Origin of the sequence: Streptomyces sp. NPDC016459 (genome assembly GCF_040632845.1) — a bacterium.
Classification (GTDB): Bacteria; Actinomycetota; Actinomycetes; order Streptomycetales; family Streptomycetaceae; genus Streptomyces.
This window is the reverse complement of the sequence record NZ_JBEYCR010000013.1, coordinates 62,371-78,668: the sequence shown is the minus strand read 5'-3', so window position 1 is coordinate 78,668 and position 16,298 is coordinate 62,371. Positions and strand designations below refer to the sequence as shown.

The following is a 16,298-nucleotide window of genomic DNA, read 5'->3' as shown; positions in this document are numbered from 1 at the left end:
CCTGTAGTCGCGGTGTCCGGCGGCACGCCCAGGACGGCTGGTCCGTAGCCATGGTGGCCGGCCTCATGGCCAGGACGGCGTGCCTGTATCGCGCCGGCCGGCTCACGGCCACGGCGGCGGTCCCGCAGCCCCGTCGGCCGGCCTCAGCCCCGCCCGCCGACCTCACAGCCGCGACGGCTGTCCCGCGGTCACGGCGGCAGCCCCGCGTCGGCCGGGCCCGTTCGTGCGGTGTCAGGCGATCACCCCCGCGCTCCTCAGCTCCCTCACCTCCGCCTCCGGCACCCCGAGGCCCGCGAGCACCTCGTCCGTGTCCTGCCCGAGCGCCGGGATCCGGCCCATCCTCGGCTCCGGCGCGTCCGGGAAGACGATGGGCGGCAGCAGCGCGCGCAGCGGCCCGGCCGGTGACTCCACCTCCCGCCACCGGTCACGGGCCGTCAGCTGGGGGTGATCCGCGAGCTCCGCGACCGAGTTGAGCCGCGCGCAGGCGATGCCCGCCGCGTCGAGCCGGGCCAGCGCCTCGGGCGCGGTCAGCGGGGCGAGCGCCTCCGCCACCACCGCGTCCGTCGCCGCACGCCCGGCCACCCGCGCCGTGTTCGTCGCGAAGGCCGGGGCGTCGGCGAGTTCCGGGCGGCCGATGACCTGCTCGGCGAGCCGCCGCCACTCCCTGTCGTTCTGCACGGAGAGCAGGACCAGGCTCCCGTCCGCCGTCGGATAGGCGTCGTACGGCGCGATCACCGCGTGCGCGAGCCCCGTTCGCGCCGGGGGCGTGCCCCCGTGCATCCCGTGGTGCAGCGGATGCCCCATCCACTCGGCCAGCGAGTCGAGCAGGGAGACCTCCACCGGACCGCCCCGGCCGGTCGTCCCGCGCCGTACGAGCGCGGCCAGGACACCGGCGAAGACGTACGTCCCGGCCGCGATGTCGGCCGCGGGGATCCCCGACTTCACCGGCTGCTCCGGGGTGCCGGTCACCGACACCAGGCCCGCCTCGCACTGGACGAGCATGTCGTACGCCCGCTTGTGCGCGTACGGGCCCTGCGCGCCGTACCCCGAGACGTCCACCGCGATCAGCCGCGGGTGCGCGGCGCACAGGGTGGCGGCGTCGAGGCCGAGCCGGGCCGCCGCTCCCTGGGCCAGGTTCTGTACGAAGACGTCCGCTCCGGCCACCATCCGCCGGACGAGGCCGAGCCCGCGCGGGTCCTTGAGGTCGACCGCCACGGACTCCTTGCCGCGGTTGCACCACACGAAGTGGGAGGCGAGGCCCCGCGCGGCCGTGTCGTACCCCCGGGCGAAGTCCCCGCCGTCGGGGCGCTCGATCTTGACGACGCGGGCGCCGAGGTCGGCGAGCTGCCGGGTGGCGAAGGGGGCGGCGACGGCCTGCTCGACGGCGACGACCGTGATCCCTTCGAGGGGGAGTGGCTGAGTGCTCATGGAAGCCCTGCCTACCCTGCGGGGCGGACCTTGTCACCGGGACGTGCGTCACGGCCCGGGCGCCGCCCTGGACCGAGGAGCAGGAGCCTGAGTAGGAAGAGGAGCAGGCGCGGGAGCAGGCGGTGCGCGGTGCCCGCCTCGCGGGACAGGTGGCGACCGGCCCGTACCCGCACCTCGCCCGTCCGCTCGCCGAGTCCTCCGCGCCCGTCGACCCGGACGAGATCTTCGCCTCGGCATCGCCCGGTTGCCCGACTCCTTCGAGCCGCCGGTCACAGGAGCATGAACTGTCCCTCCGGTCCCTCCTCCTGATGGTCCAGTACGGACGCGGGGCGACGGGCCCCGGGTGGCGGGGGGAGTACCCCCGCCGCCCGCAGCTCATCCCGTCCGGCCGCCCCCGCCGCGAAGGCGGCCCGCTCCGGCTCCCGGGCTCCGAGCAGCGCGAGCACTGTGATCAGGTCGAGCAGTTCCGAGGTCCACTCCTGCGGCCAGGCCGCCGGCCCGATCGCCTCCAGGGAACCCGGCTCCGTCGGTACGCTCCGGTGCGCGAACCACTGCTCGAGGACCCGTGCCCCGCCGACACGGAAGTCCCAGGCCTCCTCCGGTACGGGCGAGATCCGGCCCTCGTCCAGGCACAGAGCCTCGTCCCCGCCGTCGTACGTCATCGTCCGCGGCCACGCCGGGACGCCCGCCCGCACGTAGGGGCGACGCCCGCCCGGCAGGCGCGGCTTCGTCCCGCTCAGGGCACCCCGCGCCTGGACGTCCAGGAGGGCCCGCCCGAGCTCCACGCCCGCCGCCCAGACCTCGGGGTCGGCGGGCAGGGGGACCCGGCATCCGGCGGGGGACGGCCGGGCCGCCGCCACCGTCCACGCGAGCCACTCCAGGGCGTCGACCCCGTGCCCGTATCGCTTCCCGAGGAAGGCGAGCAGGCCGGGCGCCACATTGGGCTCCCGGCCCCCGGGGCGCCGGAACAGCGGGCGGATACGGCCCGGCCGCCCGTCGGGGGAGCGGCCCTCGGGCAGCGCGGCCGTCACCAGGACGGCGGGCCCCACCGCGCCCGGCACGTACCCCTGCTCGACGGCGAAGAGCTGCGGCTCCCCTGCGACCCGCCACAGCTCGGGCCTGGCGGCGTCGATCAGGCGGTGGTCCGGCAGCAGCCACTGCTCGTTGAACGGACCGCACGCGACCCGTACGGGCTCCGGGCACGGCCCCGACTCGCGGGCCCAGCGCACGGTCGAGGTCCGCTGCCCCGGCAGCGCGGCCACCGCGCTCGCGGGCGTCCGCGCCCGACTCGGCCGGAACAGGGCCTCCCGCTCCGCTCCCTCGGCGCCCACCAACCGGTCCCAGCGGGCCCGCAACGTCCGCGCGTCCGGCGCCACGACCCACGAACGGCCGAACCGCAGCGGCGCGACGGACCACGGCATGAGGTCGTCGAGGAGGGGCAGGTCGTCGTCGTCCGGGACGGCGCCGTTCGCGCCGTCGCCGTTCGGGACGCCGTCGTTCACGCCTGCGTTCGCGTCGTTGTGCGCTCCGGGGCTTCCGTCACGCCACGCATGCTAACGAGCGCCGTGAGGCTCCGGCCGCCCATCGGGCTACTGCGCCTCCACCGTCACCGTGAAGGAGAAGCGGTCGCCGCGGTAGCGGATGCGCGCCACGTCGACGACCCTGCCGGACTCGTCGTAGGTCACGCCGGTGTAGTGGAGGATCGGCGAGAGCAGCGGGACCTGGAGCAGCGCCGCCGTCTCCGGATCGGCGAGACGGGCCTCGACCGTGTCCGTGATGCGGCTGATCCGCACCCCGACGACGTCCCGCAGCACCTTCGTCATCGGCCAGCGCTCGAGATCGGCCGGGTCGATCGCGGCGGCGAGCTCGGGGCGTACCGCGTTCTCCGCCCAGTTCGTCGGCTCATCGCTCTCGCCGTCGCGGCGCAGCCTCCGGTACGCCACGACCTCCGTCAGGTCCGGGAAGTGCTCCGCCAGCTCGCCCGGCACCGGTTCGGTGCCGTGGCCGAGGACCGTCGTCCGCTCACCCGACTGCTGGGCCACGATCGCGTCGATCGAGCCGAGCAGCCGGCGCGGGGTGGAGCGCCGGGCGCCGGGCTCGATGAAGGTGCCGCGCCGCCGGTGCCGGCTGATCAGGCCCTCCTCCTCCAGTTCCTTGAGAGCCTGGCGCATCGTGAGCACGCTCACGCCGTAGTGGGCCGCGAGCTGCTCCTCGGTGGGCAGCCGCAGCGAGGCGTCGGGCGTGCGGCCCAGTATCGAGGCGCGCAGCGACTGCGAGACCTGATACCAGAGCGGCAGCTTGCGGTTCAGGACCAGCGAGTCGGGAGCGAAGGCGGTCACGGGGTTCTCCGTACGAAGGCTACGGGCTTACGGCCCAGACACTACGGCCGGAAGTGGCGCTCAAGACCCTGCCATACGTCGTCGTACCCCCTCTGCAGATGGTCGGCCTCCGCGGCCTGCGGGGTCGCCGTCACCGGCCAGCGGGTCTCGAACATGAAGGCCAGGCCGTCGTCGACCCGCTGCGGCCTCAGCTCGGCGGCGCTGGCCTTGTCGAAGGTCTCCCGGTCGGGGCCGTGCGCGGACATCATGTTGTGCAGCGAGCCGCCGCCCGGCACGAAGCCGCCCTTCCCGGCCGTCTTGGCGTCGTACGCCCCCTCGATCAGGCCCATGTACTCGCTCATCACGTTGCGGTGGAAGTACGGCGGGCGGAAGGTGTCCTCGCCGACCAGCCAGCGCGGGGCGAAGACCACGAAGTCCACGCTCGCGAGCCCCGGGGTGTCGGAGGGCGAGGTGAGGACGGTGAAGATCGACGGGTCGGGGTGGTCGTAGGAGATCGTCCCGATGACGTTGAAACGGTGCAGGTCGTAGACGTACGGGGTGTGGTTGCCGTGCCAGGCGACGACATCGAGCGGCGAGTGGCCGTACGTCGCCGACCACAGGTTGCCGCAGTACTTGTTGACCACCTCGACCGGGCCCTCGACGTCCTCGTAGGCGGCGACCGGAGCCCGGAAGTCCCGGGCGTTGGCGAGACCGTTGGCGCCGATCGGGCCGAGGTCCGGGAGCTGGAACGGCGCCCCGTAGTTCTCGCAGACGTACCCGCGGGCGGTCTCTTCCAGGAGCTCCACGCGGAAGCGGACCCCGCGCGGGACCAGCGCCACCTCACCGGGGTGGACGGCGAGCAGGCCCAGCTCGGTACGGAGGAGGAGGCCGCCGTGCTCCGGGACGATCAGCAGCTCCCCGTCCGCGTCGCCGAAGACCCGCTCCATGGAGGCGTTGGCGTGGTACAGGTGCACGGCCATCCCGGCGCGCTGGGTCGCGTCGCCGTTGCCGCCGAGGGTCCACAGACCGGCCAGCCAGTCGGTGCCGGGCGCGGGCTCGGGCAGCGGGTCCCACCGCAGCCGGTTGGGGTCGGGCACGGTCTCGGTGAAGGGGGCCCCGCGCAGCGCGCCGTTGTCGATCCGGGTGAACGGCGGGTGAGCGGCCGAGGGGCGGATGCGGTAGAGCCACGAGCGGCGGTTGTGGGCCCGCGGCTCGGTGAAGGCGCTGCCGCTCAGCTGCTCGGCGTAGAGGCCGAGGGGGGCGCGCTGCGGCGAGTTGCGGCCGTGCGGCAGCGCGCCGGGGATCGCCTCCGAGCTGTGCTCGTTGCCGAAACCGGTGCTGTAGCCGAGCGCCTCGGCCGTCTTCCTGGCCTGCTCCGTGGTCATCGCCCGCTCCTGTCCTGAGCCCACAAGGGAATCCTATGGATGACCGTAGGATTCCGCAGGGCTCCCGTCAACGGCATCGGGCATCGGGCGTCCTCGGCGGCGACCCCCTGTCGGCAATCTCGGCGCGAGGGGGTCAAAAAAGATGAACAATCCTCTACTCTCACGCGCATGTCCTGGACCCGAAGGTTCGTCCTCGCGCTCTCGGTCGTGCTCGCGGCGCTCGCCGCGGCCCTGTTCGCAGCCCCCGGGGCCCAGGCCCACGAGGAGCGACCCGTCACCTTCCCCGACGGCTCCGGCAGCGTGCCGAAGCTCCGCACCGGAGAACCCGACCTCGTCGTCTGCAAGACCGACCGGGCCGAGTTCGAACGCCGGATCTCCCGCTTCCCGGCCCCCCTCAAGGCCCGCAACCTCGCCCTGTTCGAGCGCTGCGTCCACGACGGCCACCGCCACCTCCAACAGGCCGTCGACGCCGTCGACCGCCCCGGCCTCACCATCGCCGTCCTCCCCGGCCTCTACGAGGAAGAGCCCTCCCTGCCCCCGCCCACCGGGGCCTGTGCCACCCTCGAGGCCCCCACGTCCGCGCTCGGCTACCAGATCCTCAGCTACGCGCAGCAACGGCAGTGCCCGCACAACCAGAACCTCGTCGCCATCCTCGGCAAGAAGAACCTCCAGATCGAAGGCACCGGAGCCTCCCGCCTCGACGTCGTCATCGACGCCAAGTACCAGAAGCTCAACGCCCTGCGCGCCGACGGCTCCGACGGCGTCTACTTCCGCAACTTCACCGCTCAGCGCACCACGTTCAACTCGCTGTACGTCCTCGCCGCCGACGGCTTCGTCATCGACGACGTCCTCACCCGCTGGAACGACGAGTACGGCTTCCTCACCTTCGCCTCCGACCACGGCCTCTACAAGAACTGCGAGTCCTACGGCAACGGCGACTCCGGCATCTACCCCGGCTCGGCCTCCAACATCAACGACGGCCGCGGTTACGACGTCCCCCGCTACTCCATCGAGATCACCGGCTGCCGCAGCCACCACAACATGGTCGGCTACTCCGGGACCGCCGGCGACTCCGTCTGGGTCCACGACAACGAGTTCGACCACAACATGGGCGGCGCCTCCATGGACTCCGCCTTCCCCGGCCACCCCGGACTGCCCCAGAACCACGCCAGATTCGAACGGAACCTGATCCACGACAACAACCAGAACTACTACCCGTACGTCGCCGACGGCACCTGCGCCCGACCGCCCGTCGAACGCGGCTACGAACAGGGCGTCGTCTGCCCCCAGATCTCCATGCCCCCCGGCACCGGCATCATCACCGCCGGCGGCAACTGGAACCTCTACGAGAACAACTGGGTCTACGGCCACCAGCGCGCCGCCTTCTACCTGAACGCCGTCCCCGCCTTCATCCGCGGCGAGTCCGCCTGGGGCAAGCAGACCGACACCTCCCACCACAACCGCTACGCCGGCAACCACCTCGGCGTCGACCGGGCCGGCACCCCCCGACCCAACCGCAGCGACGTGTGGTGGGACGGCCAGGGCGGCGGCAACTGCTGGCAGACCGACACCGGGGCCGCCTCACCCGGCGCCCTGCCCGGCTGCGGGGCGCGTCGCGGCGAGGTCTCAGGGAACACCGGCCGGCTCATCGGAGAACCCGTCAAACTCGCCCAGCTCCTCGTCTGCGCCGACTACGACGTCCAGGCGCGCCGCCTTCCCGTCGGCTGCGACTGGTACGGCTCCCGCGGCATCCACCGCGTCGAGACCCAACTCGCCCTCGGTACCGCCCTTGTCCTCGCCCTGGTCGGCCTCGCCCTCTGGTGGCGCCGACTGCGCCCCGACCGACTCGCGGGCGCGGCCACCCTCATCGGCCTCGCGGGCCTGGCCCTCGACGTCGCCGGCTCGACGCTCGCCCTCACCCCGACCGCCGTCCCGGCCCTCGCGCTCCTTCTCGCCGGCGTCTGGTGGACCCTCCTCGGGCTCGCCCTGCGTCCCGACCGCCCCGTCTTCGCCTGGACCACCGTGGCCCTCGGCGCCCTCACCCTCCTCGACGCCTTCGACAAGGCGATCCTCATGGTCCCCGGCATCCCCCTCAGCCCCGCCTGGCTCCGCCTCCTGCTGGGCATCGTCTGGGTCCTGTGGGCGGTGGTGGCGACGGGCAGCCGCGGGGCAGGGGGCGGGAGCGTGGGTGCCGGTGCCGGTGCCGGTGCCGGTGCCGGGGCTGGTGCTGATGCCGGTGCCGGTGCTGATGCCGCGCCCGGGGGTGGTGCCGGGGTTGGTGGGGATGCCGCGCCCGGGGGTGGTGTCGGTGCTGGTGGGGATGCCGCGGCCAGGGCCGGTGTTGGGGCTGGGGCTGATGCCGGTGCTGAGAGGGATGCCGACGCCGGGCCCGATGGCGACGCCGGTGCCGCGCCCGGGGCAGGCGCCGCGCCCGGCACCGGTTCCGGGCGCGCCGAGGGCCAGTCGCGTGGGGAGGGGACGGCGTGACGCGGCCGCACGCGACCACACCAAGTCCCTCCCCGGCGCCCCGGGCTGTCCGGACCACCGCGCTCCTGGTGCTGCCAACCGCCCTCGCAGCCGTCCTGGCCCTCGCGGGTTGCGGCGGGCGGGCCACCACGCACCACAAGCCAGGTACCAGTCATCAGGAGGCCACTGGGAGCAGCGGCACCCTGCTGCCCGCCCGGGACGAGGGCGGGCGCCGGCTCCGGGAACTCCCGACGGCGGACGCGCCCACCGTCCGGGCCGAGGCCCGCCCCGACAGCGAGGGCGGCTGGAACGTCCACCTCATGGTGGAGAGGTTCCGTTTCACCCCCGAGAGCACCGGCGGCGCGGCCCTCCCGGGCCGGGGCCACGCCCGTCTCCTGGTCGACGGCCGGGAGGCGGCCCGCCTTTACGGCCCGTGGGCGTACGTACCGGCGGGTGCCCGCATCCTGACCGTCCGGCTCCACGCGGACGACCACACGGTCTGGGCCGTCGCCGGCGCCCCCGTCCAGACCACCGTCCGCCTGGACGGACGCCCCTCGGCCACCTCGGCGCCCGCTCCGTCGGCGTCAGCCCCGTCGACGCCCGCTCCGTCCACGTCCGCCCCTCCCGCGCCGCCCGCCAGCGCCCGCCCGACCGGCCTCCGCCCGCCCGACCCCGGCCGGACCGTCATCCTCACCGTCACCGGAACGACCGTCTCACCACCCCCCTCCCGCATCGAGTTGAAGAAGGGTGAGCGACTCACCCTCCGGGTCACCAGCGACCGCGCCGACACCCTCCACGTGCACGGCTACGACCGCGAACTGCCCCTGTCGCCGGGGACGCCCGCCACTCTCGCCCTCACCGTGGACCGCACCGGTCTCTTCGAGGTGGAGACCCACGAGTCCGGGCTCCTCCTGACCCAACTCGTCGTCCGGTGACCGGTATCCACGCCCTCGCCGCCCATGCCCATCTCCACGCCGCCGCGCCAGGCCCTCCGCTCGCCCACGGCGTGGGCTCCCGCCACGACCTCCCCCTCTCTCCCTTCTACGCCTACGCGGGCGCCTTCGCCGCGCTCCTCGTCTCCTTCCTCGCCCTGGGGCTGCTCTGGTCCACCTCCCGATTCCGCGGCGACCTGGCCGGACGCCCGCTGCCCGCCGTCCTCCAGCGGATGGCCGACGCCCCCGCCACCCGGACCGCGCTCCGACTCCTCGGTACCGCCACCGCCCTGGTCTTCCTCCTGCACCTCCTCCTCGGCCCCGACGACCCCGACCGCAACCCCGCGGCCGGAGCCCTCTACGTCCTGCTCTGGGTCGGACTCGTCCCCGCCTCCCTCCTCCTCGGCCCCGTCTGGCGCCTCCTCAACCCCCTGCGCGCCCTGCTCGCCCTCCACCCGCCGCGGAGCCCCCGTCCCCTGCCCGCCGCACTCGGCATCCGCCCGGCCGCCGCCGGCCTCCTCCTCTTCACCTGGCTCGAACTCGTCGCCCCCGACAACACCTCCTCCGCCACCCTCCTCATCGCCCTGACCGTCCACACCGGCGTGCATCTCCTCGGCGCCACCCGCTACGGCGACCCGTGGTTCGCCCACGCCGACCCCTTCGAGGTCTACTCCTCCCTGCTCGCCCGGCTCTCACCGCTCGGCCGCCGCGCCGACGGCCGACTGGTCCTGCGCTCCCCCTTCCACGGTCTGGACGCGACCCCCCGGATCCCCGGTCTCGTCGCCACCGTCTGCGTCCTCCTCGGCTCCACCGCCTACGACGGTCTCTCCGACAATCCCCGCTGGATCACCACCCTCCAGACCTCCTCCCTCGGCCCCACGCCCACCGCCACGCTCGGGCTCCTCGCCACCGTCGCCCTCGCCGCGGTCTGTTACGGGCTCTGCGCCGGCGTCCTGCGCCTGATGAACCCGACCCTCACCACTCCGCTCACCTCCTTCGCCCACTCGCTCCTGCCCGTCGCCCTCGGCTACCTCGTGGCCCACTACTTCTCGCTCTTCGTCACCGAAGGACCACGTATGGTCATCATGGCAGGGGGTACTGACAACGCCCTCGCGCCCGCCCCGTTCCTCAATCCCGGGGGCCTCGCGACGCTTCAGGTCGCCGCGATCGTCACCGGGCACGTCCTCGGTGTCGTCGCCGCCCACGACCGGTCCGTGCGCCTCTTCCCGCCCGATCGCGCCGTCGCCGGCCAACTCCCTTTGTTCGCGCTGATGATCGCGTACACCCTCGGTGGCATCGGCCTGCTGATCGCCTGACCCGACCGGGAGTCGGGCTGCCGGACCCGTACCCGCGGACCTCCCGGCCCCTTTCGTCGCCCGACCCCGGACCGGAGCGGCATCATGGTCCCCGTGCCCCAGACCCGCCCCCAGGCCCCTCCCGTCCTCCGCCGCGCGCCGGTCCAGCAGCGCAGCGCCGAGCGGCTCGCCCGGATCCTCGACGCCTGCGCCGCACTCCTCGACGAGACCGGGTACGAGCAGCTGAGCACCCGCGCCGTGGCCGGCCGCGCCGGAGTCCCCATCGGCTCCGTATACCGCTTCTTCGGCAACAAACGGGCGATGGTCGCCGCCCTCGCGCACCGCAACCTCGACGAGTACGCCCGGCGGGTCTCCGACCGTCTCGCCGAGGCGCCGGTGCTCGACGCGTACGGGGCCATCGACGGCGTCCTGGACGAGTTCATCGCGATGAAGCGGACCGTCCCGGGGTTCGCCCTCGTCGACTTCGGGGTGCCCGCGGGCGCACCAGGGGAGAGCGAGGCCGCGGGGGAGCCCGGCGCGGGCGAAGCCGCAGACGAAGGCGCGAGCGGAGGTGAGGGTGTCGGCGCGAGCGACGGCGTGGGCCGGGGCGCCGCCGAGGACCCCAACCGACAGGTCGCCGAACGGCTCTGCGCCCTCCTCGCCACCCACCTGAACCGCGCCGCCGACGACGGCCTGCGACGGAAGGTCCTGGTCGGCGTCGAGGCCGCCGACGCCCTCGTCCGGCTCGCGTTCCGCGCCGACCCCGCCGGAGATCCCGCACTGATCGACGAGACCCGCCAGCTGCTCCACGCGTATCTGGCGCCCTCGCTCTCGTAACCTCCCGCAGACCCCTCCCGCACGTGCCAACCGGTCGGTATGCTCGGCTCCCCGACGCCGCTCCAGGGAGACCCCATGCCCACCGCCCCGCGCATCTGCCCCCTCTGTGAAGCGACCTGCGGACTGACCCTGACGATCGAGGGGACCCGCGTCACAGCGGCGCGCGGCGACCGCGACGACATCTTCAGCCAAGGCTTCATCTGCCCCAAGGGCGCCGCCTTCCCCGAGGTCGACGCCGATCCCGACCGGCTCCGCGCCCCCCTGGTCCGCAAGGACGGGCGACTCCAGGAGGCGACCTGGGAGGAGGCGTTCGACACGATCGCCGCGGGAATCCGACCGATCATCGAGGAGTACGGCCCGGACGCCGTGGGTATCGTCCTGGGCAACCCCAACGTGCACACGATCGCCGGCGCCCTCTACCCACCCCTGCTGATCGGCGCGGTGCGCACCCGGAACGTCTTCACGGCGTCCACGCTCGACCAGATGCCCAAGCACGTCTCCAGTGGCCTGCTGTTCGGAGACCCCTTCGCCGTCCCCGTGCCGGACCTGGACCACACCGATCACCTGTTGATCCTCGGAGCCAACCCGCTGGACTCCAACGGAAGCCTGTGCACCGCCCCCGACTTCCCCGGCAGGCTCAAGGCACTGCGCAGGCGCGGCGGCACCCTCACCGTCATCGACCCCCGGCGGACCCGCACCGCACGCCTTGCCGACCGGCACGTCGCGATCCGCCCCGGCGCCGACGCGCTCCTCCTCGCCGCCCTCGTCCACACCCTCTTCGAGGAGGGCCTCACCGACCTCGGCCCGCTCGCCGCCCATGTGGAGGGGGTCGACGAGGTACGCGCCGCCGTACAGGAGTTCACCCCCGAGGCGGTCGCCGCCGCCTGCGACGTGGACGCGGACACCATCCGCGCCCTCGCCAGGGAACTCGCCGCCGCGCCCACCGCCGCCGTCTACGGGCGGATGGGCAGCTCCACCGTGGCCTACGGCACCCTCGGCAACTGGCTCGTCGACGTCCTCAACATCCTCACCGGCAACCTCGACCGTCCAGGCGGCGCCCTCTTCCCGCTCTCCGCCACCGCGGCCGCCCCGCGTCCCGCCGGACCGGGCAGGGGGTTCGCCCTCGGGCGCCGGCACAGCCGGGTCTCCCACCACCCCGAGGCCAAGGGCGAGTTGCCGATGGTCGCGCTCGCCGAGGAGATCGAGACGCCGGGGGACGGGCGTATCCGCGCGGTGATCACGATCGCGGCCAACCCCGTCCTCTCCGCGCCCGACGGGGAGCGCCTCGACGCGGCCCTCGGCTCCCTGGACCTCATGGTCGCCGTCGACCCGTACCTCAACGAGACCACCCGCCACGCCGACGTCCTGCTGCCCCCGCCGCCCCCGTCCCGCAGCGCCCACTTCGACTTCGCCTTCAACGGGTTCGCCGTCCGCGACCAGGCCCGCTTCACCCCCGCCGCCATACCCCTCGAAGCGGACCGCATGGACGAGTGCGAGATCCACGCGCGACTGGTCCTCGCGATCTCCGGAATGCACGGCGCCCCGCCCTCCGCCGTCGACCAGCTCGCCATCGACACCACCCTCGCCAAGGCCGTGACGCAGGAACACTCGCCGGCGTACGGCGCCGATCCCCAGGAGTTCGCGGCCCGGCTCACCGGGGACACCGGGCCCGAGCGCCGGCTCGACCTGATGCTGCGCCTCGGCCCGTACGGGCTGACCCTCGACGAGCTGAAGGCCCACCCGCACGGCATCGACCTCGGCCCGCTGAAGCCGCGCGTCCCGCAGCTCCTCAAGACCCGCAGCGGACGGATCGAACTGTTCCCGGCACCCGTCGCCGCCGACCTGCCCCGGCTGCGCGCCGCGCTGGACGCCGTACCCGACCCGGGCATCCTGCAGCTCGTCGGGCGCCGTCACCTGCGCTCGAACAACAGCTGGCTCCACAACACCCCCGCTCTCGCCGGCGGATCGAACCGCTGCACCCTCCAGGTGCACCCCGAGGACGCGGACCGGTTGAGCCTGGCCGACGGCGGACTCGCGCGCGTCAAGGGCGAGGGCGGCGAGCTCGAGGTGCCGGTCGAGGTCACCGACGGGGTACGCCCGGGGGTGGTGAGCCTCCCGCACGGCTGGGGCCACGACCGGCCGGGTACCCGGCTGTCCGTGGCGTCCGCGCGCCCCGGCGTCAACGTCAACCAGCTGCTCGACGGATCCCGGCTCGACCCGCTGTCGGGTACCGCCGTGTTGAACGGCTTCCCCGTCGAGGTGTCCCCCCTGCCGTGACCCATGTCCCAGGGCGCCTACGTTGACCTGGGGTTTTGCTCGTATTGCTCACGCGTCAACGTCTTGTTAACGGCTGGAGAGGGCACCTAGCGTCATCCGGACCGCCGCTCGGCGGCAGTTCAACGGTGAACGTGAGGTGCCCTCCATGCTGACCGTCCTCGGCTTCGCCATGATCGCGACCTTCCTGGTCCTGATCATGACGAAAAAGATGTCGCCGATCGCTGCGCTCGTGCTGATCCCCGCGCTCTTCTGCGTCGCGGTCGGGCAGGGGCCCCAGCTCGGCGACTACGTCATCGAAGGCGTCGGCAAGCTGGCACCGACGGCCGCGATGCTGATGTTCGCCATCGTCTACTTCGGCGTCATGATCGACGTCGGCCTCTTCGACCCGATCGTCCGGGGCATCCTGCGCTTCTGCAAGGCCGATCCCGTCCGGATCGTCGTGGGTACGGCGGTGCTCGCCGCGATCGTCTCGCTGGACGGCGACGGCTCCACCACCTTCATGATCACCGTCTCGGCGATGTATCCGCTCTACAAGCGGCTCGGCATGAGCCTCGTGGTCATGACGGGTGTGGCCGCCACCGCCAACGGGGTCATGAACACCCTGCCCTGGGGCGGCCCCACGGCCCGCGCCGCGACCGCGCTGAAGCTGGACGCCGCCGACGTGTTCGTACCGATGATCCCCGCCCTCGGCATGGGCCTGCTCTTCGTCTTCGTCCTCGCGTACGTCCTGGGGCGCCGCGAACGCGCACGCCTCGGCTACCTCACGCTCGACGAGGCCCTCGTGCCGGAGAGCGAGACCGAGAGCGAGACCGAGAGTGAGACCGTGCTTGTCGGGACGGGCAGCGGCGCGGACGCCACGGCGGCCGTCACCTCGGCCGGCGCCCCCACCGGCGCCCCGGACAAGACCACCGGCTCCGGCACTGACACGGGAGCGGAACCGGAAGCGGACGCGGGACCGGGCGGTGACTTCCAGGGGCTCGATCCCCACCGCGCGACGCTCCGCCCCCGGCTGTACTGGTTCAACGCCGGCCTGACGCTCGTGCTGCTGGCCGCGATGATCCTCGAAGTGCTGCCGATCCCGGTGCTGTTCCTCCTCGGCGCCGCGCTCGCGCTCACCGTCAACTACCCGAAGATGGCGGAGCAGAAGGCACGTATCGCCGCCCACGCCGACAACGTCCTCAACGTCTCCGGCATGGTCTTCGCCGCGGCCGTCTTCACCGGGGTGCTGACCGGTACGGGCATGGTCGAGCACATGGCCGACTGGCTCGTCGGCGCGATCCCCGAGGGCATGGGCCCGCACATGGCCGTGGTCACCGGTGTGCTCAGCCTGCCACTCACCTACTTCATGTCGAACGACGGCTTCTACTTCGGCGTCCTGCCGGTCCTCGCCGAGGCGGGAGCCGCCCACGGGGTGTCGCCCCTGGAGATCGCGCGGGCCTCGCTGGTCGGTCAGGCCCTGCACATGTCGAGCCCGCTGGTGCCGGCCGTCTACGTCCTGGTCGGCATGGCGAAGGTGGAGTTCGGTGACCACACCCGGTTCACGGTGAAGTGGGCCGCGCTGACGTCCTTGGTCGTGCTCGCGGCGGGAGTCCTCTTCGGGATCATCTGAGCGCCACGGCCGAGCCGCTGGTTCATCCAGGCCGTAACGCGCCGCGCCACAGGCTCCTCCAGGTCGGCGCGGGGCCGAGCCGCGGGCCCCTCCGGGCCCGTCACCGGGCCGAGCCGCGGGCCCCTCCGGGCCCGTCACCGGGCCGAGCCGCGGGCCCCTCTGGGCTGGACGGGGGACAGAGGGTGGCGACGCGCATGTCGCCACCCTCTGTGTCGGCGTCATGACTGATAGTCAGACTATCGGTTGATATCCGACGACATCATCCCGGAGGAATCCGCATGTCCGTTCGCCTCGCCCGGCCCCTGAGTGCCGCCGCAGCCGCTCTCACCCTCAGTGGTATCGCCTTCGCGGGCGCACCCGCCGCCTTCGCCGCCCCCGGTGACAACGGCGACGTCAAGATCCACCACGCCGGGCGTCCCGACGAGCCGCCCCGCACACCGGAGGCCGACCAGCGCAACGAGCCCAAGGTCTGCACGTTCTACATGTCCGCGCTCGGCTTCGACGGCCTCCAGCTGCTCAACTGGACCATCTCGCCGCAGCCTCCGAAGGGCGGCGCGGTCAGGGTCGGCGCGATCACCGTCGACCCGGCGGGCAACGGCTACACCCCCGACATCGAACTCCCCGACGGCATGTACAAGGTCGAGTGGACCTGGACGGGCCAGCAGGGGGCCAAGAAGAGCAAGGTCTTCAAGGTCGACTGCGACCACTTCACCAACCCGCCGAACGGGAACAACGGCGGCCACCACAACGGCGGCAACGGCCACCACAAGCCCCCGCACGGCCCGGTCGGCGCGGGCGGCGGCGGCAGCGCGCAGATCGCCGCCGAGGACTCCTCCGGCTTCGGCGTCGGGGCGGCCGTCGCCGCCGGCCTCGCCGGCACGGCGGGTCTGGTCCTGATCCGCCGCTCGCGCCGCCGCAACGATGGCGCCGCGTAGGTCGTCCCGCCTCACGCGCAGGCGCCGGCGCCTGTTCCGGCTCGCCAGGACCGTGACCGTCACCGTGGTCCTGGTGACCGGAGGCGTCTGGTGGGCCGGTGACGAGGAACCGGCCGGGCCGGCGCTCGCCGCCGGCCCCGCCGCCCCCGGCGGGGCCGGGGCGGCCGCGACGGCCGGACCCCCCGCGGCCCAGGATCCCAAGCCGCGGACCGGGGTTCCGGCGCAGGCCGCGCCCCGGTCCCGGCCGAAGGTCACGCCCCCGGCCCGCCCCGCGGCCCCGCCCGCGCCACTGGCCCGGTCGCGTCCGACCACCCTCGCGGTGCCGGCCATCACCATCGAGGCACCCTTCATCGATCTGGGGCTCGACGCCACGGGACGACTCGCCACACCGCCGGTCGAGAACCCCCGGGTCGTCGGCTGGTACGCGAAGGGCGCCACGCCGGGCGAGCGGGGGACCGCCGTCGTCGTCGGCCACCGCGACACCCGCACCGGGCCGGCCGTCTTCCTGAACCTCAACGCGCTCAGCCCCGGCAACACCATCCGGGTCGCCCGCGCCGACGGCAGGGTCGCCGTCTTCACGGTCGACCGCGTCCGTACGTACACCAAGGCCGAGTTCCCCGACAAAGAGGTGTACGGCTCCACCGGGCGGCCCGAACTGCGGCTGCTGACCTGCGGCGGAGACTTCGACCGCACCAAGGGCTACGAGGCGAACATCGTCGTCTTCGCGCACCTCACCGACATCGCCCAGAAGATCTGAGGACCCGGGGACCCGGGGACCCGAGGACGCGAAGACCCGGGTCCCCGCCTCGCCCTCCC

12 protein-coding genes are annotated in these 16,298 nt (G+C 73.4%); 8 read left to right on the top strand and 4 right to left on the bottom strand.

The window, feature by feature from the left end:
• Positions 1–231: 231 nt before the first annotated feature.
• The 4 genes from ABZ567_RS26025 to hmgA all read right to left on the bottom strand — a co-directional run bounded on the left by ABZ567_RS26025 (position 232) and on the right by hmgA (position 5,131).
• On the bottom strand, positions 232–1,428 hold the full coding sequence (locus ABZ567_RS26025) for a CaiB/BaiF CoA-transferase family protein (protein WP_360793994.1): 1,197 nt from the start codon (positions 1,426–1,428) through the stop codon (positions 232–234).
• 269 nt (positions 1,429–1,697) lie between these two features.
• Positions 1,698–2,849, bottom strand: a complete 1,152-nt coding sequence (locus tag ABZ567_RS26020; protein WP_360794106.1) for a type ISP restriction/modification enzyme — start codon at positions 2,847–2,849, stop codon at positions 1,698–1,700.
• A gap of 168 nt (positions 2,850–3,017) precedes the next feature.
• Complete coding sequence (locus ABZ567_RS26015; protein ID WP_360793992.1) at positions 3,018–3,767, bottom strand: GntR family transcriptional regulator; 750 nt, start codon at positions 3,765–3,767, stop codon at positions 3,018–3,020.
• Positions 3,768–3,808: 41 nt separating this feature from the next.
• Positions 3,809–5,131: a homogentisate 1,2-dioxygenase gene (gene hmgA / locus ABZ567_RS26010; protein ID WP_360793990.1), complete on the bottom strand. Its 1,323-nt coding sequence runs from the start codon at positions 5,129–5,131 to the stop codon at positions 3,809–3,811.
• Positions 5,132–5,299: 168 nt separating this feature from the next.
• On the opposite strand from hmgA, the gene ABZ567_RS26005 reads away from it, so the two are divergent.
• The 8 genes from ABZ567_RS26005 (at position 5,300) to ABZ567_RS25970 (ending at position 16,239) form a co-directional block, all read left to right on the top strand.
• Positions 5,300–7,618 carry a right-handed parallel beta-helix repeat-containing protein gene (locus ABZ567_RS26005; protein ID WP_360793988.1) on the top strand — a complete coding sequence of 773 codons (2,319 nt, stop codon included), beginning with the start codon at positions 5,300–5,302 and terminating at the stop codon, positions 7,616–7,618.
• A gap of 68 nt (positions 7,619–7,686) precedes the next feature.
• Positions 7,687–8,532, top strand: coding sequence for a hypothetical protein (locus ABZ567_RS26000; protein ID WP_360793986.1), 846 nt, complete (start codon positions 7,687–7,689; stop codon positions 8,530–8,532).
• Between the two features lie 5 nt (positions 8,533–8,537).
• Complete coding sequence (locus ABZ567_RS25995; RefSeq protein ID WP_360794104.1) at positions 8,538–9,845, top strand: hypothetical protein; 1,308 nt, start codon at positions 8,538–8,540, stop codon at positions 9,843–9,845.
• An 84-nt stretch (positions 9,846–9,929) separates the two neighbouring features.
• The gene (locus tag ABZ567_RS25990; protein WP_360793984.1) at positions 9,930–10,661 is read left to right on the top strand and encodes a TetR family transcriptional regulator; all 732 of its coding nucleotides are present in this window, start codon (positions 9,930–9,932) and stop codon (positions 10,659–10,661) included.
• A 75-nt stretch (positions 10,662–10,736) separates the two neighbouring features.
• Positions 10,737–12,938: a molybdopterin oxidoreductase family protein gene (locus ABZ567_RS25985; RefSeq protein WP_360793982.1), complete on the top strand. Its 2,202-nt coding sequence runs from the start codon at positions 10,737–10,739 to the stop codon at positions 12,936–12,938.
• Between the two features lie 145 nt (positions 12,939–13,083).
• Positions 13,084–14,547, top strand: a complete 1,464-nt coding sequence (locus tag ABZ567_RS25980) for a citrate:proton symporter (RefSeq protein WP_360793980.1) — start codon at positions 13,084–13,086, stop codon at positions 14,545–14,547.
• A gap of 278 nt (positions 14,548–14,825) precedes the next feature.
• On the top strand, positions 14,826–15,482 hold the full coding sequence (locus tag ABZ567_RS25975; protein WP_360793978.1) for a hypothetical protein: 657 nt from the start codon (positions 14,826–14,828) through the stop codon (positions 15,480–15,482).
• Complete coding sequence (locus ABZ567_RS25970; RefSeq protein WP_360793976.1) at positions 15,469–16,239, top strand: class F sortase; 771 nt, start codon at positions 15,469–15,471, stop codon at positions 16,237–16,239. The genes ABZ567_RS25975 and ABZ567_RS25970 overlap by 14 nt, the downstream gene beginning before the upstream one ends.
• Positions 16,240–16,298: the final 59 nt, after the last annotated feature.